19 protein-coding genes and 1 pseudogene are annotated in these 18,367 nt (G+C 67.8%); 15 read left to right on the plus strand and 5 right to left on the minus strand.

The genetic code is table 11. The features are described from left to right. Both BSP_RS07690 and BSP_RS07695 read left to right on the plus strand, forming a co-directional pair. Complete coding sequence (locus BSP_RS07690) at positions 1 to 939, plus strand: MlaD family protein (protein ID WP_054765229.1); 939 nt, start codon at positions 1 to 3, stop codon at positions 937 to 939. Further along, on the plus strand, positions 936 to 1,580 hold the full coding sequence (locus BSP_RS07695) for an ABC-type transport auxiliary lipoprotein family protein (RefSeq protein WP_054765230.1): 645 nt from the start codon (positions 936 to 938) through the stop codon (positions 1,578 to 1,580). The genes BSP_RS07690 and BSP_RS07695 overlap by 4 nt, the downstream gene beginning before the upstream one ends. Before the next feature lie 9 nt (positions 1,581 to 1,589). Here BSP_RS07695 and chrA read toward each other — a convergent pair whose 3' ends face one another. From chrA to BSP_RS07710, 3 genes are read right to left on the minus strand one after another with little or no spacing between them, the layout of a single operon-like run. Then, positions 1,590 to 2,777: a chromate efflux transporter gene (chrA, locus tag BSP_RS07700; RefSeq protein WP_227976083.1), complete on the minus strand. Its 1,188-nt coding sequence runs from the start codon at positions 2,775 to 2,777 to the stop codon at positions 1,590 to 1,592. A 33-nt stretch (positions 2,778 to 2,810) separates the two neighbouring features. Further along, complete coding sequence (locus tag BSP_RS07705; RefSeq protein WP_054765231.1) at positions 2,811 to 3,467, minus strand: 3-oxoacid CoA-transferase subunit B; 657 nt, start codon at positions 3,465 to 3,467, stop codon at positions 2,811 to 2,813. Continuing rightward, the gene (locus BSP_RS07710) at positions 3,467 to 4,171 is read right to left on the minus strand and encodes a CoA transferase subunit A (RefSeq protein ID WP_054765232.1); all 705 of its coding nucleotides are present in this window, start codon (positions 4,169 to 4,171) and stop codon (positions 3,467 to 3,469) included. Before BSP_RS07710 ends, BSP_RS07705 begins: the two co-directional genes overlap by 1 nt. A gap of 276 nt (positions 4,172 to 4,447) precedes the next feature. Between BSP_RS07710 and BSP_RS07715 the strand changes: the two genes are divergently transcribed. The 6 genes from BSP_RS07715 to BSP_RS07740 all read left to right on the plus strand — a co-directional run bounded on the left by BSP_RS07715 (position 4,448) and on the right by BSP_RS07740 (position 10,092). Continuing rightward, a complete protein-coding gene (locus BSP_RS07715) occupies positions 4,448 to 5,473 on the plus strand; it encodes a cyclopropane-fatty-acyl-phospholipid synthase family protein (protein WP_152949837.1) in 1,026 nt (341 codons plus the stop codon). A gap of 22 nt (positions 5,474 to 5,495) precedes the next feature. Next, the gene (locus tag BSP_RS07720; protein ID WP_152949838.1) at positions 5,496 to 5,909 is read left to right on the plus strand and encodes a DUF2177 family protein; all 414 of its coding nucleotides are present in this window, start codon (positions 5,496 to 5,498) and stop codon (positions 5,907 to 5,909) included. 90 nt (positions 5,910 to 5,999) lie between these two features. Beyond that, a complete protein-coding gene (locus BSP_RS07725) occupies positions 6,000 to 6,914 on the plus strand; it encodes a DUF459 domain-containing protein (RefSeq protein WP_152949839.1) in 915 nt (304 codons plus the stop codon). 2 nt (positions 6,915 to 6,916) lie between these two features. Further along, the gene (locus BSP_RS07730) at positions 6,917 to 8,188 is read left to right on the plus strand and encodes a GDSL-type esterase/lipase family protein (protein ID WP_152949840.1); all 1,272 of its coding nucleotides are present in this window, start codon (positions 6,917 to 6,919) and stop codon (positions 8,186 to 8,188) included. Continuing rightward, complete coding sequence (locus BSP_RS07735; protein ID WP_152949841.1) at positions 8,188 to 9,591, plus strand: MBOAT family protein; 1,404 nt, start codon at positions 8,188 to 8,190, stop codon at positions 9,589 to 9,591. Before BSP_RS07730 ends, BSP_RS07735 begins: the two co-directional genes overlap by 1 nt. 15 nt (positions 9,592 to 9,606) lie before the next feature. Then, positions 9,607 to 10,092 carry a hypothetical protein gene (locus tag BSP_RS07740; RefSeq protein ID WP_054765238.1) on the plus strand — a complete coding sequence of 162 codons (486 nt, stop codon included), beginning with the start codon at positions 9,607 to 9,609 and terminating at the stop codon, positions 10,090 to 10,092. 49 nt (positions 10,093 to 10,141) lie between these two features. Here the strand turns inward: BSP_RS07740 and BSP_RS07745 are convergent, their stop codons facing one another. Further along, a complete protein-coding gene (locus BSP_RS07745; RefSeq protein ID WP_152949842.1) occupies positions 10,142 to 10,603 on the minus strand; it encodes a peptidylprolyl isomerase in 462 nt (153 codons plus the stop codon). A gap of 72 nt (positions 10,604 to 10,675) precedes the next feature. On the opposite strand from BSP_RS07745, the gene BSP_RS07750 reads away from it, so the two are divergent. Next, a complete protein-coding gene (locus BSP_RS07750; RefSeq protein WP_152949843.1) occupies positions 10,676 to 11,386 on the plus strand; it encodes an RlmE family RNA methyltransferase in 711 nt (236 codons plus the stop codon). Positions 11,387 to 11,393: 7 nt separating this feature from the next. Here the strand turns inward: BSP_RS07750 and BSP_RS07755 are convergent, their stop codons facing one another. Continuing rightward, complete coding sequence (locus BSP_RS07755) at positions 11,394 to 11,942, minus strand: DUF2061 domain-containing protein (protein WP_054765241.1); 549 nt, start codon at positions 11,940 to 11,942, stop codon at positions 11,394 to 11,396. A gap of 565 nt (positions 11,943 to 12,507) precedes the next feature. Here BSP_RS07755 and guaB point away from each other — a divergent pair. The 6 genes and pseudogenes from guaB to BSP_RS07785 all read left to right on the plus strand — a co-directional run. After that, complete coding sequence (gene guaB, locus BSP_RS07760) at positions 12,508 to 13,965, plus strand: IMP dehydrogenase (RefSeq protein WP_152949844.1); 1,458 nt, start codon at positions 12,508 to 12,510, stop codon at positions 13,963 to 13,965. A 4-nt stretch (positions 13,966 to 13,969) separates the two neighbouring features. Beyond that, positions 13,970 to 14,371 carry an MAPEG family protein gene (locus BSP_RS07765; protein ID WP_152949845.1) on the plus strand — a complete coding sequence of 134 codons (402 nt, stop codon included), beginning with the start codon at positions 13,970 to 13,972 and terminating at the stop codon, positions 14,369 to 14,371. Between the two features lies 1 nt (position 14,372). Then, positions 14,373 to 15,674, plus strand: coding sequence for an RsmB/NOP family class I SAM-dependent RNA methyltransferase (locus tag BSP_RS07770; RefSeq protein WP_152949846.1), 1,302 nt, complete (start codon positions 14,373 to 14,375; stop codon positions 15,672 to 15,674). Then, positions 15,674 to 16,378, plus strand: coding sequence for a 5'-methylthioadenosine/S-adenosylhomocysteine nucleosidase (locus BSP_RS07775; protein ID WP_152949847.1), 705 nt, complete (start codon positions 15,674 to 15,676; stop codon positions 16,376 to 16,378). The genes BSP_RS07770 and BSP_RS07775 overlap by 1 nt, the downstream gene beginning before the upstream one ends. Further along, positions 16,375 to 17,937, plus strand: coding sequence for a glutamine-hydrolyzing GMP synthase (gene guaA / locus BSP_RS07780; RefSeq protein WP_152949848.1), 1,563 nt, complete (start codon positions 16,375 to 16,377; stop codon positions 17,935 to 17,937). Before BSP_RS07775 ends, guaA begins: the two co-directional genes overlap by 4 nt. 217 nt (positions 17,938 to 18,154) lie before the next feature. Continuing rightward, positions 18,155 to 18,274, plus strand: a pseudogene (locus BSP_RS07785) (IS5/IS1182 family transposase); the annotation flags it as partial. Positions 18,275 to 18,367 lie beyond the last annotated feature (93 nt).

Here is an 18,367-nt window from a genome sequence, read left to right on the forward strand (position 1 = left end):
ATGGAAAGAGACGCACACTACGCGGCCGTCGGCATCGCCACCGTCGCCCTTCTGGCGGCCCTGGCGGTGTTCACCATCTGGCTGGCCCGGCTGCAGTTCAACAGCGACTATGACCTGTACGACATCGTCTTCTACGGGCCGGTCAACGGCCTGTCGGAAGGGGGCGAGGTGCATTTCAACGGCATCCGCGTCGGCGAAGTGACGGACCTGAACATCGACACCAAGCGCGGCGACCAGGTGATCGCGCGGGTGCGGGTTGACGCCTCCACCCCGGTGCGCGTGACCTCGCGCGCCCAGCTTGAGCCGCAGGGGATCACCGGCCTGAACTATATCCAGATCACCGCCGGCTCGCCCAACAGCGCCCTGCTGAAGGACCAGTATCCGGACAATGTGGTGCCGGTGCTGCAAAGCCAGCCGTCGCCGATCGCCGAGCTGCTGAGCGGGTCCGGCACGGTCCTGGCCCAGACGGTGGACGCGCTGAACCGGATCAACCGGGTCATGTCCGACGACAATATCCGCAGCTTCTCGACCAGTGTGAAAAACGTCGAGGCCCTGACGACCGAGCTGGAGGCGCGCAAGGCCATCTTCGCCGAGCTGGAGGAGGCGGTGAAGAACGCCAACGCCACCATACTGGAATACCAGGGGCTGGGCGCCGACATGCGCGCCGTCGTCAATACCGACGGCCGCGAAGCCATTGCCAACATCAACCAGGCCACGGCGGAGGCGCGGGTCGCCATCGCCTCGGCCAATCGCTCGATAACCGGACTGGAGCGGCCTCTGGGCGACTTCGCCACCTCCAGCCTGCCGCAGCTGAGCGGAACCATCGAGGAACTGCAGGAGGCGACCCGGTCGCTTCAGGCCCTGATCGACGACGTCCGCGCCAGCCCGCGAGACTTCATCGGGAAACCGCAATCGAAAGAGCTGGAGGTGCAGCCGTGATCCGTTCCCTGGTTCAACTGGGCGCCGTCGCCGGCGTCGTGGTCTCGCTGAGCGGCTGTTCGCTGCTGTCCACGCCGGACCCGGTGCAACTGTATCGGTTCGGTCTGCCCATGGATGCGCCGTCCGCGGAGGGCGACACGCCGGCGCCCCTGTCGGTGTCGATCCGGCGCATTGAGTTCCCGGAGGCCAGCAGCGACGACCGCATCCTCGGCGTGACGGGCACCGAGACCGCCTATATCGGCGGGGCGCGCTGGGTGTCGCCGGCCTCGACCCTGTTCGACGACAGTCTGAAGGCGGCCTTCGCCAATCGGGCCGACCAGATCCGCGTGCTGGGCCGACGCGAGCCGGGTACGCCGCCGCTCGTGTTGCAGGTCACGGTGACGACCTTCGAGGCGCGCTACGCCGCGCTGGGGGCGACCCCGGACGTGGTCATCACGGCCAGGGCCCAGCTTCGCTCGACGCCTGAGCGCCGGGGCGAGGGCGCCATCCGGCCGGAAGAGGGACGTTCGGTCGAACGGGTCTTCACCGTGACCCAGCCGGCGAGCGAGAACCGGGTCTCGGCCATCGTCGCCGCCTTCGATACGGCGACGCGCGACATCAACACCCAGATCGCCGACTGGACCATCCGCTCGGCGCGCTGAGGCCGGGCTTCAGCCGAAGAGCAGCCGGCCGCCCAAGGCGCCCGAGACGACGAGGACCGGCGCCGCCCAGCGCCCCTTGGCGAACAGGGCCGCCAACAGGGCCGCGAGGAACAGCAGGCCCGCGCCCCACAGGGACGGGGCGCGGTGGGCGGTGGACCAGAGCAACTGGACGGCCGTGGCGGCGATGACGCCGGTCACCGCCGCCGCCACCCCGGCGAGGGCGCGGTGCAGGGGCGGGTGGTCGACCACCGCCTCCAGTCGTTCGAACAGGATCATCGAAAAGGCGAAGGCGGGCAGGAACATCCCCGCCGTCACCGCCAGGGCCCCGGCCCAGCCGCCCGCCAGATAGCCGACGAAGGTTCCGAAGATGACCAAGGGAGCGGGCAGGACCCCGGCGATCGCCACCCCGTCCAGGAAGGCGCCGTCCGAGACCCAGCCCCGCCCCACCGTGTCGGCGCGCAGATAGGGAATGGCGGTATAGGCGCCGCCGAAGGTCAGCAGGCCGCCCTTCAGTCCCGCCAGGAAGAGGTCCAGGCTTTCCGCCGGCGCGCCGGTCGGCTGGATCAGAGGTGTAGAGAAGGCCCCGTCGCCGCGCAGGACAACGGCCAGAACGACGGCGGCGACGGCCAGGCCTGCCGCAACCCAGGGGCGGCCGCCGAAGGCGTAGATCAGCCCCCCGGCGATCAGGGGGACCCAGAAGGGGGCGCCGATCAGGCTGGCGGCGCAGGCGAAGCTCGCAACCAGCCACAGCTGCCGATCCTCCAGCACATGACGCCCGATCCGCCGCACGGCCCAGACGATCAGGGCCAGGACCACGATCTGCATGCCCAGGAGCGGGCCGGCCCAGGCGGCGCTGTCGGCGACCAGCCGCTGATAGGCCCAGGCCGCCGCCAGCATCAGGAGGAAGCCGGGCACCATGAATCCCAGGCCCGCCAGCAGGCCGCCGAGACGGCCCCGCGCCGTCATCCCCATGTGGACGCACAGTTCGTGCGCCTCCGGCCCCGGCAGGGCCTGCATGACGGCCAGCAAACGGTTGAAACGGGCGCTGGACATCCAGCGCTCGCGCTCGACCAGGTCGCGACGGATCATGGCGATCTGGGCCACGGGCCCGCCGAAGGCCAGTAGGCCGAAACCCAGGAACTTCAGGAAGAGGGCCGCCAGGGACAGGCGGGGGGCCTGGGGTTCCAGTTCATCCACGGCGCTGGCCTCCGGGCAGTTGCGGGGGCCAGGTCAGCCCGCCTTCAGCGCCTCGGAGACAGTATAGGCCGCCTCGGTCTTGGCGGCGACCTCGTCCAGGGTGACGCCCTCGGCCAGCTCGATCAGCTCCAACCCCGCGCCGTCCGGCTTGACGTCGAAGGTGGCCAGGTCGGTGATGATGCGGCTGACCACGCCCGTTCCGGTGAGGGGAAGGGTGCAGGATTTCAGCACCTTGGACTGGCCGTGCTTGTTGGCGTGTTCCATGACCACGACCACGCGCTTGACGCCTGCGACCAGGTCCATGGCGCCGCCCATGCCCTTCACCAGCTTGCCGGGGATCATCCAGTTGGCGATGTCCCCATTCTGAGCCACCTCCATGGCGCCCAGGATGGACAGGTTGATATGGCCGCCGCGGATCATGGCGAAGCTGTCGGCGCTGGAGAAGTAGGAGGACTCGGGGATCTCGGTGATCGTCTGCTTCCCGGCGTTGATCAGGTCGGGATCCTCGTCGCCCTCGTAGGGGAAGGGGCCCATGCCCAGCATGCCGTTTTCGGACTGGAGGGTCACGGTCATGCCTGCGGGGATGTAGTTGGCGACCAGGGTCGGAATGCCGATGCCCAGGTTCACGTAGAAGCCGTCCTGCAGCTCCTGGGCGGCGCGTTCGGCCAGTTGTTCGCGGGTGCGGGGCATCAGACGGCCTCCCTCTGCCGGACGGTGCGCTGTTCGATGCGCTTCTCGGACACGGTCTGGACCAGGCGGTCGACGTAGACGCCCGGCGTGTGGATTTGGTCGGGATCGAGGGAGCCGACAGGGACGATCTCCTCGACCTCGACGACCGTGACCTTGCCGGCGGTGGCCATCATTGGGTTGAAGTTGCGGGCGGTCTTGCGGAAGACCAGGTTGCCGCGCTCGTCGGCCTTCCAGGCCTTGACGATGGACAGGTCGGCGACCAGGCCGGTCTCCATCACGTAGTCGCGGCCGTTGAAGTTCCTGACTTCCTTGCCCTCGGCGACCAGGGTGCCGACGCCGGTGGCGGTGAAGAAGGCGGGGATGCCGGCGCCGCCGGCGCGGATGCGTTCGGCCAGGGTGCCTTGGGGGTTGAACTCCAGCTCCAGCTCGCCGGCCAGATACTGGCGCTCGAACTCCTTGTTCTCGCCGACGTAAGAACTGATCATCTTGGCGATCTGGCGGGTGGCGAGCAGCTGGCCCAGGCCGAAGCCGTCGACCCCGGCGTTGTTGGAGATGACCGTCAGCCCCTTGACGCCGCTGTCGCGCAGGGCGGCGATCAGGTTCTCGGGGATGCCGCACAGGCCGAAGCCGCCGGACATGACGGTCATGCCGTCGAAGGTCAGGCCCTCCAGCGCGGATGTGACGTCAGCGTAGATCTTACCCATCGCTCTCCCTCTTTTCATCGCCTGATGAATATCGGCGTGTTGGGCCACGCCTAACCCGGCGCGGACGACAGGGCAAGCCGGGGATGTCGCGGCTGCGCGACGGCCCGCAAAAAACAGTGTCCGAAGTGTCCGGACTGTCCGATTGGCCTCCCCCAAAGGCCGCCTGGGGACAGATGGGAAGCGGATGAGAGGCGGCAAGGGCCGAGGCGGCATCCGTGCGGACCGACCGGGCGTATGCCTGTGGAGACCGCCGCAACCGCCGCATCAGAGCCGTCGATGAACCTGACCAATGTCGCCATTCGCCAGTTGCAGGACGCGCCGTTTCCGGACTTCGTGACCCGGCCGGCGATCGACAGTCTGGTGACGGAGGCGCGTCGGCGGCTGGATCGCGACGGCCCTCACGATCCGGCGGGCTTTGCGCGCGAGATGGCCGAGCGGGCGATCGCGGAATATGCGGATGCGGCGAACCGGCAGCATTATGAACTGCCGCCCGAGTTTTTCCGCCTGTGCCTGGGCGAGCGGCTGAAATATTCGTGCTGCCTGTATCCGACGGGAACGGAGACCCTGGACCAGGCCGAGGTCGCGGCCCTGCTGGAGACCTGCGCCCACGCCGATCTGGCGGACGGGCAGACCATCCTTGAGATGGGCTGCGGCTGGGGCTCGCTGTCGCTGTGGATGGCCGAGACCTATCCTCGAGCGCGGATTACGGCGGTGTCGAACAGCCACGGCCAGCGCAAACATATCGAAGGCGAGGCGAGGGCGCGGGGGCTGACCAATCTGACGGTCGTCACCCAGGACATGAACCGGTTCGACACCGACCAGCGGTTCGACCGGATCGTCTCGGTCGAGATGTTCGAGCACATGGCCAACTGGCGCGCCTTGCTGACCAAGGCCCGGTCCTGGCTGAAGCCTGACGGGCGGATGTTCATCCACGTCTTCACCCACCGGGACGCCCCCTATCGGTTCGATCACACCGACAGCGGCGACTTCATCGCCCAGCATTTCTTCACCGGCGGCATCATGCCCAGTCGCGGCCTGATCCGGCAGTTTCCCGACCTGTTCGCGGTCGAGCAGGAGTGGACCTGGAACGGCGGCCATTACGCCCGCACCGCCAATCACTGGCTGGCCAATATGGACCACAACGCCGGGCGGGTCGCCGTGCTGATGCGCGAGACCTATGGGGCGGACGCCAAGCTTTGGACCCGGCGGTGGCGGCGCTTCTACCTGGCGACCGCCGGTCTGTTCGGCAATGACGGCGGCCGCACCTGGGCGGTCAGCCACTATCGCCTGAAACCGGCCTGAAAACCCGTCTGAGGAGGTTGTCGTGATCAAATATGTCTTCGCCTATCTGGGCGCCGGGATCACCTTCGCGGTGATCGACGCTGTCTGGCTGACCACCATGACCAACCGCTTCTACAAGCCGGTGCTGGGACCCATCCTGGCCGAGAAGCCGGACATGAGGGCGGCCGTGCTCTTCTATCTGATCTCGATCGCCGGGACCGTCTTCCTGGCCATCGCCCCCGCCTTGAAAGAGGGAAGCTGGACCAAGGCGGCGATCAACGGGGCCGTGCTGGGCTTCGTCGCCTACGCCACCTATGACCTGACCAACCAGGCCACCCTGGCCGCGTGGCAGACCAAGCTGACCGTCGTCGATCTGATGTGGGGCACGGTCCTGACGACGATCTCGGCGACCGGCGGCTATTTCGCCGCGCGTTGGGCCGAAGGGCGGTTCGGCTGAAACTTCCGTTCGCCTGACAAGAGTCCGGCATGGCGCGCCCCGCGCATGTTAAGCTATAGGTAACCGCTTTCGTCGGAGGGGTGCCCCGCTTTGCGTGTCGGCATAAACGGACTGACCTGGGCGCTGGTCCTCGGGGTGGTGATCGGCCTGGCCCTGACGCCGGACGGGCGCGGCTGGCTGCGTCATCCCACCTTGATGCTGGGCGGGTCGGCCGTCGCCTCGGCCAGTCCGCCGGCGAACCGCGCGCCTTCGCCCGAAATCGCGGCGCCGCCCGTCGCGCCGCCGCCGGCCGCTCAGCCCTTGGTCACGCCCTTGAAGGCTCGGCTGGCGCAGGGGCGTCTGAGCGTGGGGGTGTTCGGCGATTCCATGGCCGACGGCTTGTGGGCCGCCCTCTATCGCGATCTGAATCACCAACCTGGCGTAACCGTGACCAAGTTCAGCGAGGTCTCCACCGGCCTGTCGCGCTACGACTATGTGGACATTCAGGCCAAGACCGAGCGACAGCTGCGCGAGACCCCGGTCGATGCGGCGGTGGTGCTGTTCGGCACGAACGACGCCCAGGGCATAAGCCTGGACGGGGTGATCCACGCCTTCGGCACGCCGGGCTGGAAGGCCGCCTACGCCAAGCGGATCGACGACCTGGTCGGCCTGCTGCGCGCCAATGACGTCGCCGTCTATTGGGTCGGCCTGCCCAAGATGAAGCGCACCGGGTTCGACGCCAAGATGGCCGTGATCAATGCGGTGGTGCGCGAGCGGATGGCGGCCCTGAACGTGCCCCTGATCGAGACGTCCGCCCTGACGGCGGATGCGGCGGGCGACTACGCCGCCTATCTGCCCGGCCCCAGCGGGCGGCCCCAGCTGATGCGGGCCAATGACGGCATCCACATGAGCATGGCCGGCTATCTTCGGATCGCCGCCCCGGTGGCCGAGCGGTTGAAGCGCGACGCCGGCCTGATCGAAGTCAAGACGGCCGATCCCCGGCTCGGCACCCCGCCCACCGGCTGATCATGAGCCTGGGGGCCGTGGGGGCGGCGATACTGATACTGGCGGGGCAGGCGGAAGCGCAGGCCGGAACGGGCGCTGTCGCCTATAGGCCGGTCGCGGCGCCGACGCCGGGCGCGTCTTCGATCTGTCCGGACGGCCTGTGCGGCGAGGCGGCCCTGGAGGGGCTGTTCCAAGCTCTGGAGGCGACGGAGGCCGGCGCGCGCGACCGCCCCGTCCATATCCTCCAGGTCGGCGACAGCCATACGGCCGGCGACCGGATCACCGGCGCCGTGCGCGCGCGCTGGCAGGCCCGGTTCGGCGTTGGAGGACGAGGCGTTCTGCCGCCGGGCGTCCCCTACGCCGGCTATGCCCCGATGCAGGTTGAGGTGACGACGACCGATTGGCCGCTGCGTACGGATGTGTTGTCTGGCGGGCGTCTGCCGGTCGGCGTCGGATTCACAGGCAGCGAGGCGGACGTCGCGGACGGCGCGGTGATGACCATCGCGGCCGAAAACAGCGCGGCCTTCGACAAGGTCCAAATCTGCGGAGAGGGTTGGCCGAAGGACGCCGAACTGGCTCTGACGGGTAGCGCGGGCTTGCGGACGATGGTGTTTCCCGGTTCCCGCGACGAAATCTGGCAACCCGTTTGTCAAACCGCGATCTTCGACACGCTCCAGACGCGGCTCGAGATTCGCCCGACGGGCAGGGTGAAGCTCCATGACGTGCGGCTGACGCGACAGGGGCCGGGCGTGGAGCTGTCCAGTCTCGGCGTCGTCGGAGGGACCATTCAGGATTTGGTGCTGAGGAACGGCGACTGGACGCGATTGGAGCTGGACGCCTGGCGGCCGGACCTGGTCATCGTCGCCTTCGGCGTCAATGATGGATTCGCGCCGAACTTCAACGTCGAAGACTACGAGTCCTGGCTGAACGGCGCCCTGACGCAGCTGAGGGTGAGCGCCCCCGACGCCGCGATCCTGCTCCTCGGCGCGCCGGAAGGCTTGAAGGCTGGAATCGGCGGGCGGTGCGGCGGGCGGGCCGCGCCCGCATCTCTGGCGGTGGTCCGGGACGTGCAGCGTCGCGTCGCGAGCGAGACGGGCGTCGCATTCTGGGACTGGTACGGACGCATGGGAGGCGACTGTTCGGCGGAGCGGCTGGCGACTGCGCCTGAGCCCTATATGCGGCCCGACCGGGTGCATTTCACTTCCCCGGGGGCGGAGTGGATCGGCGGGGTGCTGAGCGACGATCTGCTGGCCGCCTATGACCGCTGGAAGGCGGCGAAGGGGGAGGCGGACTGATGCTGTTTCCGACCCTGGCCTTCGCGGTCTTCTTCCTGTTCGTCTATTTGGTCAGCTGGAGCCTGGATCGAGAGAACGGGCGGCGCAAACTGTTCCTGCTGCTCGCCAGCTGGTTCTTCTACGCCCAGTGGGACTGGCGGTTCGTGGGGCTGCTGATCGTCTCGGCCGTGCTGAACTGGGGCGTGGCGGCCCTGATCGTGCGCAGCGACCGGGCGGGACGGCGCAAACTGTGGGTGGGTCTGGGCGTGGCGGCCAATCTGCTCATCCTGGGCTTCTTCAAGTATTACGGCTTCTTCGTCGAACAGGCTGTTGATCTGCTTGCCCAATTCGGTTGGGAGCGGGACCTGCCCCTGTTGCAGGTGGTGCTGCCGGTGGGGATCAGCTTCTTCACCTTCCAGGGCGTCAGCTATGTGGTCGACGTCTATCGCGGCAAGACGGCGCCGGCCGAGAGCCTGCTGGACGTCATGCTGCTGATGAGCTTCTTCCCGCATCTGGTGGCTGGACCCATCGTGCGGGCCTCGGACCTGTTGCCCCAGTTCGCCCGGGTGCCCAGGCTGACGCGCGAGATGGCGACCCATGGGCTGCTGCTGATCGTCTGGGGCCTGTTCAAGAAGGCCGTGATCGCGTCCGAGCTGGCGACGCGGCTGGTGGATCCGGTCTTCTTCGATCCTGCGGCCTATGGGGCAATCGACATAGCGGCGGCGGTCTATGCCTATGCAGTTCAGATCTACTGCGACTTCTCGGCCTATTCGGACATGGCCATCGGCGTCGCGGCCTTGCTGGGCTATTCCTTCCCGCGCAACTTCGACCAGCCGTACCGGGCGGCCTCGATGCAGGCCTTCTGGCGGCGGTGGCACATCAGCCTGTCCAGCTGGCTGCGCGACTATCTGTATGTGCCGCTGGGCGGGGGGCGCAAAGGGCTTTGGTCGTCGTGCATGAATGTGATGATCACCATGCTGCTGGGCGGGTTGTGGCACGGGGCGGCCTGGACCTTCGTGGCCTGGGGCGCCCTGCACGGCGGGGCGCAGGTGGTGGAGCGTTTAGGGCGCGCGTTGGTCAAGGACCGCAAGGTCGTCCCGACCTGGCTGGGGGTTCTGATCACCTTCCACGTCGTCTGTCTGGGCTGGATTCTGTTCCGCGCCGAAACCTTCGATCTGGCGATGCAGATGTTGGTCGGCCTGGGTCGGTTCGAGGGCTTCAGCCTGTTGACGCCCTTTGTGCTGGCGTTGATCGTCGGCGGACTGGCGATGCACGGACTGCCGCCGCGCGCGGTGGAGGGGCTGGCCGAACGGCTGAAGACGGCGCCGTCGCCGACCCTGGGCATCCTCATCGGACTGGCGATCCTTCTGGTCGAGGCGATGCGGCCCGAGGGCGTGGCGCCCTTCATCTATTTCCAGTTCTGAGGCCTTGATCCGACGATGAGCGAGCCGACGGACCCGATCGACCCCTTTCCCACCCGCGCCCAGCCGCCGGTGTCGCCGTTTCCGCCGCTGGAGGAGCCGACGGCCGCCGATCCGCCCAGCGACTGGATCGACGCCGCCGACGCCCATGACTTGCCGACGCGGGAGAACGCCCTGGTCGCCCTCGGTCGTTTCGCCTTTCCCCCCGCCCCGCCGTTGGACGAGGAAGGGGAGGCGGCGCGCGCGCGGCGGTGGACCAGCCAGACCGTGCTGGTCGCCTGCGTCTTCCTGATGATCTTCAACGCGGGATCGGTGCAGAACTGGGCGCGCCAGCAGCCGCCGGGCTGGACTCAGTCAACGATTGATCGACTCGCGACGGTCTGGGTCGAACAACTGGCTCTGCTGGGGGCGGACCAGCCGGTCGAGGGGCTGCGGCAGCTGTGGCGCGAGGCGCAGACGCTGCGGTTCGACGGCGGCCGGGACAAGGCGGCGCCGGACGCCTGAGATCGCGCCGACGGCCAAGGCCGGCGCGATCTTTCGGTGTGGAGCCGGCTTAGTTGACGGTCGCCTTGACGATCTTGCCGGGGCTGCGCGGCGGCTCGCCCTTCGGCAGGGCGTCGACGTGTTCCATGCCGGACTCGACCACGCCCCAGACGGTGTACTGACGGTCCAGGAAGGTGGCGTCGTCGAAGCAGATGAAGAACTGCGAGTTCGCGCTGTTCGGATCGGCGGTGCGGGCCATGGAACAGACGCCGCGCACGTGCGGCTCGGCCGAGAATTCCTGCTTCAGGTTCGGCTTGTTGGAGCCCGAGGTGCCGGTGCCGGTCGGATCGCCGCCCTGGGCCATGAAGCCGGGGATGACGCGGTGGAAGACGACGCCGTCGTAGAAGCCTTCCTGGGCCAGTTCGGTGATCCGGGCGACGTGGTTCGGGGCCAGGTCGGGGCGCAGCTTGATGACCACGTCGCGGGCTTCGCCGTCTCCGGTGTCCAGGGTGAAGGTCAGGGTGTCGGCCATTTCGGTCGTCCTCTCGGGGTTGATTTGCGGCGGGACATAGCCCGCAACGCCGGTCGGGGCTATGTGGGAACGATGAGTGAAGACGAAAAGCCTCAAGAACGTCGTCGAATGGTGCGGCCGCCGACCGGCGGAACCGCGGCCGGACGCGGCATGGGCACGAAGATGAAGACGGCCGACACCAAGTCCATGTCGAGCCAGCAGTGGATCAAGCGACAGCTGTCCGACAAATGGTCGGAACGGGCGCGGGCGGAAGGCTGGCGATCACGCGCGGCCTTCAAACTGATCGAGATCGACGACAAATTCCGGCTGATCAAGCGCGGGTCCAAGGTCATCGACCTGGGCGCGGCGCCGGGCGGGTGGGTCCAGGTGGCGCTGAACCGGGGCGCCGGCGCCGTGGCCGGCGTGGACTTGCTGATGATCGAACCGATCCCGGGCGCCACCCTGCTGCAGGCCGACTTCACCCAGCCCGGCGTGGATCAGCAGCTGATCGAGGCCATAGGCGGTGCGCCGGATCTGGTTCTGTCGGACATGGCGCACAACACCGTCGGCCACCGCCAGACCGACCACCTGAAGATCATCGCCCTGATCGAAATCGCCGCCGACTTCGCCATCCGCACCCTTCGGCCCGGCGGCGCCTTCGTCTCCAAGAACTTCCAGGGCGGCGACGCCGGGGGCGTTCTGGCGCGACTGCGCGAGGAGTTCGAGACGGTGAAGTACGTCAAGCCGGAGTCCAGTCGGAAGGACAGCGCCGAGGTGTTTCTGGTGGCGTTGAATAAGCGCTAGGCGGCCTTCAGGCCGTCGCGGGTCTACGGGCCGCGCGGCGTTCTTCCATCCGCGACCAGACCCGGTCGTGCAGGGTGAAGAAGACCGTCTGAACCAGGGGCTCGATGACGCCGATGGCCAGGGCGGCGCGGATGTCCTGGGTCAGGGCGAAGGCCACCAGGACGGCGACGGTGAAGTGCATGACGCCGTAAGTCACGGTCTTGACCGCCACCTGTTTCAGCGACCGGGGCAGGGCGTGGCTGTGGCCATGGCCGTGGTTGTCGTGGACGCGGGCCTGTTCCTCGGGCGACATGATGTCAAGGCGGGCGGTGAAGGCCTCGGCCGCCTCTTCGATATTGGAGGCCATGCGGCGGCGTTCGATCCGGTGCCAGACGCGATCGTGGATCGAATAGGCGATGGTCTGAAAGAAGGGCTCGACCATGCCGACGGCCAGGGCGATACGCCAGTCGCGGGTGATGGCGAAGGCCACGAGAATGGCCACCACGAGGTGCATGACCCCGTAGCTGGCGATCTTCAGGGCCAGTTTTCGCGCGGTGCTGAGGATGACGCCAACCATGTTGGAAGAATGGTGTTGGTCTGCATCGGTTGCAAACCAATAAAATCTATCGGGTCCATAAGACCCGCCGTTCGCGGAGTGGTTAGGTCATAATCTTCTCGAACCAGTTCGTGATAGTCGAGCGGTTGGAAGCGCACCACGTTATCGCCGCTCCAATAGCGGTGCCTGGAACGAGCGAAAGCAGGGCGGTAGGTATTGCCAGCCATCGCCGTACTCGGGCTTGGTTAGCGTCGGTCAAGGCGTTTTGCAGCCGCGTTTCCTCGCACGCGATATCAGCCGCCAACTTCGCTGCCGCCAGCCGTCGTTTCTCTTTGCGGGTGCCCATATCACAGCCTCGATCAAGAACGGGCTTTCCAACTGTCACGGACAACGCGAGGTCAGAATGCACCGTGTCAGGATGCAACCTGCTGAGCCCCCGCAACGCGGTCGGTTGGATAGCTGTCGAGGACGATGAGCGCGCCTGCGGGTGTGGCGGACAAAGTAGCTGTGGATATCTTTGCGCCATCAGCCCTTGCCGTAGCCCCCCGCACCCCGTTATACGCGGCCCGCAAAACGGAGACTCCCCATGGAGATACGCGAAGGACTGACCTTCGACGATGTTTTGCTGGAACCCGGTCCGTCCGAGTTCATGCCGGCGATGGTCGATGTCTCGACCCAGCTGACGCGCGACATCAAACTGAACATCCCGCTGCTGTCGTCCGCCATGGACACGGTGACGGAAAGCCGCCTGGCCATCGCCATGGCCCAGTCCGGCGGCCTGGGCGTCCTGCATCGCAACATGACCATCGAGGAGCAGGCCGATCAGGTCCGCGCCGTGAAACGCTATGAGAGCGGCATGGTGGTCAATCCGGTGACGGTGAGCCCCGCGACGACCCTCGGCGAGGTGCGCGAGATCGTCGAACGCAAGAAGATCACCGGCTTCCCGGTCGTCGATCCCGCCAGCGGCAAACTGGTCGGCATGCTGACCCACCGGGACATGCGTTTCGAGAGCGATCCGAACGTCACGGCCGCCTCGCTGATGACCACCGGCGACCTGATCACGGTGCGCGAGGGCGCCAGCCGGGACGAGGCACGCGAGCTGCTGCGCACCCGCAAGATCGAGCGGGTCATCGTGGTGGACGAGGATTATCGGGCCGTCGGCCTGATCACCATGAAGGACATCGAAAAGGCCCAGGCCTTCCCGAACGCCGCCAAGGACGAGCAGGGACGCCTGCTGGTCGGCGCGGCTTCGACGGTGGGCGACGCCGGCTTCGAACGGGCCATGGCCCTGGCGGAGGCGGGCGCGGACGTGGTGGTGATCGACACCGCTCACGGCCACTCGGCCTCAGTCGCGGCGGTGGTCGAACGGATCAAGCGCGAGAACAATCGGCTGCAGATCATCGCCGGAAACGTCGCCACCTATGACGCGACACGGGCCCTGATCGACGCGGGCGCCGATGCGGTGAAGGTCGGGATCGGTCCGGGCTCCATCTGCACCACCCGCATCGTCGCCGGCGTGGGCGTGCCCCAACTGACCGCCGTGATGGACGCCGCGCGGGCCGCCAAGGGCTCCGGCGCCTCGGTGATCGCCGACGGCGGGATCAAGTACTCGGGCGACTTGGCCAAGGCCATCGCGGCCGGCGCGAACGTGGCCATGATGGGCTCGATGTTCGCCGGCACTGACGAGAGCCCCGGCGAGGTCTTCCTGTACCAGGGCCGGTCCTACAAGTCGTACCGCGGCATGGGTTCGGTCGGCGCCATGGCGCGCGGCTCGGCCGACCGCTATTTCCAGAAGGAAGTCTCGTCCGAGAAGCTGGTGCCCGAGGGCATCGAGGGCCAGACGCCTTACAAGGGGCCTATTGGTCCGGTTTTGCACCAGCTCGTCGGCGGGCTTCGCGCCTCGATGGGCTATGTCGGCGCCGGCACGATCCCGGACTTCCAGGACCGCGCCCGCTTCGTGCGCATCACCGGCGCCGGCCTGCGGGAAAGCCACGTCCACGACGTGATGATCACGCGCGAGGCGCCGAACTACAGACAGGGATAAGGCCATGACGACCGAACTGACCTATCTGGCCCTGACGCTCATCCTGGCCCTGGTCCACATTCTGGCGCCGGCCCTGGGGCGGACGGCGCAGTTCGGTCTGGCCTGGAACGCCGGCGCACGCGATACGCCGGCCGGGCCGTCCCGCCCGGTGGTGGGGCGCCTGGAGCGGGCGCAGTCGAACCTGTTCGAGACCCTGCCCCTGTTCATCGGCGCGGTGCTGATCGCCCATGTGGTCGAGGCCTCCGGACCCCTGACGCTGTGGGGGACGACCCTCTATTTCTGGGGTCGCGTCGTCTATTTGCCGCTCTACGCCCTTGGCGTTCCCTATATCCGGTCGCTGGTCTGGCTGGTCTCGATCGTGGGACTGGTCATGGTGCTGGCGTCCCTGTTTCTTCTGAAAGCCTAGATTGACCCCAGCCGCCCGTCTCGCCGCCGCCGCCTCCGTTCTGGACGCCATCGCCCAGGGCCGCCAGCCGGCGGAAACCGTCCTGAAAGCCTGGGGGGGCGCCAACCGATACGCCGGGTCCAAGGACCGGCGCGCCATCGCCGACCGCGTCTACAAGGTGCTGCGGGCGCGCGGCCGCCTGTCCTGGATCATGGGCGGGCGCGAGGACGGCCGGGCCCTGGTGATCGGGTCCCTGCACGCCATCGACGGCCTGTCGCTGGAAGAGATCGAGGCCCTGCATGCGGGCGACGGCTACGGGCCGCGGCCCCTGTCGAAACAGGAACGCGGCCGGATCACGGCGGGGGAGGGGGAGCTTCCCGGCTGGGTCGCCGCCGGCCTGCCCGAGTTCGTGGTCGAGGATTTCAAGGCGACCTTCGGCGAGCGTTGGGCCGAAGAGGCACGCGCCCTGATGGCGCCGCGCGCCCCGATCGACCTGCGGATCAATGACTCGGCCGCCACGGTCGAGGAGGTCGAGGCCGAACTGAAGGCCGCCGGGCTGGACGTTTCGCGCACGCCCTGGTCGGCCGTCGGCCTGCGCGTGCCGTCCGAGCCGCCGCCCAATATCCAGGCGCTGGAGGGGTTCAAGTCCGGCAAGTTCGAGATCCAGGACGAGGGTAGTCAGGTCGTCTGCTGGCTGGCCGGGGCGCAACCCGGCGCGACGGTTGTGGACTATTGCGCAGGCGGCGGCGGCAAGACCCTGGGTCTGGCCCAGGCCATGAAGGGGGAGGGGAGATTGACGGCCTCCGACGTGGTCAACAAGCGGCTGGAGAATATCCGCCCTCGCCTGCAACGCGCGGGCGTCGAGGCCGAACTGGTGCTGATCGGCCAGAACGGCGGGGGGCTGGAGGCGCTGAACGGCCAGGCCGATCTGGTCTTCGTCGACGCCCCCTGTTCGGGCTCGGGCACCTGGCGGCGTCGGCCCGAGGACGCCTGGCGTCTGACGGCGGACGAGGTCGAGAAACTGCACGCCGTTCAGGTCCGTATCCTGAGCCAGGCGACCAAGCTGGTGAAACCGGGCGGGCGTCTGGTCTATGTCACCTGTTCGATGCTGGCGCGCGAGAACGAGGCCAGCGCCGACGCTTTCGAGGCCGCCCATCCCGAGTTCAAACCGGTCCCGGTCGCCGACCTGCTGGGCGCGCCGCAACTGACCGACGCCGCCCGGACCAGGTTCGCTGAACTGGCGTCCGGCGCGCGGCTGCGGCTGTCGCCGGCCTCGGCCGACACCGACGGCTTCTTCGCCGCCGTCTATCAGCGGGCCGCCTGATGGGGGCGGCGCCGGTTCGGCACGGCGAGATTTCGGTCCTCTACGTTATGGCCGCGCCCGCCGAATACGGCGACTGTCTGCGCGCCCGCATCCAGCCCCTGATGACCGGCGTCGGCCCGGTGGAGGCCGCCGTGGCCCTGACCGCAGCCCTGGCCCGGCTGGAGGCGGCGGGCGATCTGCCGGATCTGATCGTCTCCCTGGGGTCGTGCGGCTCGCGGGTGCTGGAGCACGCCTGCGTCTATCAGGCTTCTTCGGTCGCCTATCGCGACATGGACGCCAGCCCTCTAGGCTTTCCCAAGGGGGTGACCCCGCTGCTGAACCAGCCTGCGGTCCTGCCCCTGCCGTGCCCCGTCCCGGGCCTGCCGACCGCCAGGCTTTCGACCGGCGCCAATGTCGTCTCCGGCGTCGCCTATGACGCCATCGACGCCGAGATGGTGGATATGGAGACCTGGGCCCTGGTCCGGGCGGCCCAGACCTTCGGCCTTCCTCTGGTCGCCTTGCGCGGCGTGTCGGACGGCCGGACCGAGCTGAAGGCGCTCGAGGACTGGACCTCCACCCTTTGCCATGTGGACGAGAACCTGGCCGCCGCTCTGGACCGTCTGATCGCGGTGCTGGAGGCCGACGGCCTCGCCGCCCTTGAAATCCCGGCCGCACAAGGCCAAGACCCCGCGCAACCTCCCGCCCCGGATTCGATCACGCCATGACCTTGCCGCACGACCACCGATCAGTCCTCATCGTCGACTTCGGCAGCCAGGTGACCCAACTGATCGCCCGCCGCCTGCGCGAGGCCAGCGTCTATTGCGAGATCCATCCGTTCCAGAAGGCCGAGGCGGCCCTGGCGGGGATGAACCCGGCGGCCATCATCCTGTCGGGCGGGCCCGAGAGCGTCCACGAAGAAGGCAGCCCCCGCGCGCCCCAGGCCGTGTTCGAGGCCGGGGTGCCGGTCCTGGGCATCTGCTACGGCGAGATGACCCTGTGCGAACAGCTGGGCGGCAAGGTCGAGGGCGGCCATACGCGCGAGTTCGGCCGCGCCGCCATCACGGTCCAGAAGGACTCGCCCCTGCTGGCCGGTCTGGCCCCGGTGGGCGAGGACGAGGAAGTCTGGATGAGCCACGGCGACAAGATCGTCGCCATCCCCGAAGGCTTCGACGTGGTCGCCTCGTCCGAGGGCTCCCCCTATGCGGTGATCGCCGACGAGACGCGGCGCTTCTATGGCGTGCAGTTCCACCCGGAGGTGATGCACACCCCGCGCGGCCACCAGATGCTGAAGAATTTCACCCACGGCATCGCCGGGCTGAAGGGCGACTGGACCATGGCCGCCTATCGCGACGAGAAGATCGCCCAGATCCGCGAACAGGTCGGCGACGCCAAGGTGATCTGCGGCCTGTCCGGCGGCGTCGACAGTTCCGTCGCCGCCGTGCTGATCCACGAGGCCATCGGCGACCAGCTGACCTGCGTCTTCGTCGACACCGGCCTGCTGCGCAAGGACGAGGCGAAACAGGTCACCACCCTGTTCCGCGAACACTACAACATCCCGCTGATCCACGTTGATGCGTCCAAGGAATTCCTGGGCGAGCTGGCCGGGATCTCCGACCCGGAAACCAAGCGCAAGACCATCGGCCGCCTGTTCATCGAAGTGTTCGACCGCGAGTCGGCCAAGATCGAGGGCGCCGAGTTCCTGGCCCAGGGCACCCTCTATCCCGACGTGATCGAGAGCGTCTCCTCGTCCAGCGGCAAGGCACACGTCATCAAGAGCCACCACAATGTCGGCGGCCTGCCCGACTATATGAAGCTGAAACTGGTCGAGCCCTTGCGCGAACTGTTCAAGGACGAGGTCCGGGCGCTGGGCCGCGAACTGGGCCTGAGCGACGCCTTCGTCGGCCGCCACCCCTTCCCAGGACCGGGCCTGGCCATCCGCATCCCCGGCGAGATCACGCCGGACGCCGTGGCGACCCTGCAGGACGCCGACGCCATCTATCTGGAGGAGATCCGCAAGGCGGGCCTCTACGACGACATCTGGCAGGCCTTCGCCGTCCTGCTGCCGGTCAAGACCGTCGGCGTCATGGGCGACGCCCGCACCTACGAAAAGGTTCTGGCCCTGCGCGCCGTCACCTCGACGGACGGCATGACGGCCGACTTCTACCAGTTCCCCTGGGACGTCCTGGCCAAGACGGCGACGCGGATCATCAACGAGGTCCGCGGCGTGAACCGCGTGGTCTATGACGTGACGTCCAAGCCGCCGGGCACGATCGAGTGGGAGTGAGAGGCGGCGGGCATGCGGGTGCGACCTCTGGCGAAGGTGGGGGTTGCTGACAGGGCGACATTAGCGCTCCGGCTCGGCCAATGCGATCCTGTAGGACTACGGCGGTAGATTTGCAGGACGTATGCTCAGCCTATGCTCTTGAGTTGCGCCAGTTGTTGGCGCTCGATCCGCACTTGCCCACCCGTGCCCCGGTCGAAATCGCTGCGATCGGGACATCCGCCTCAAGCACTTCCGCCGCGTCGCAACCCGCTTCGACAAGCTGGCAAGAGACATCCTCGCCGCCGTCCTGCTGACCTCGACCCGCCTCTGGCTCAGGGCTTATGAGTCCAGAACCTAGGCGAACGGAGCGTCGACGGTCGTTTTTATCGACCGTCGACGCCGGCTTTGTAACAACTGCGCGACAGCGCCCGAAAAAAGGAGGGCATCCTCC

It is taken from the genome of Brevundimonas sp. Bb-A, from assembly GCF_009394735.1.
Taxonomy (GTDB): domain Bacteria; phylum Pseudomonadota; class Alphaproteobacteria; order Caulobacterales; family Caulobacteraceae; genus Brevundimonas; species Brevundimonas aurantiaca.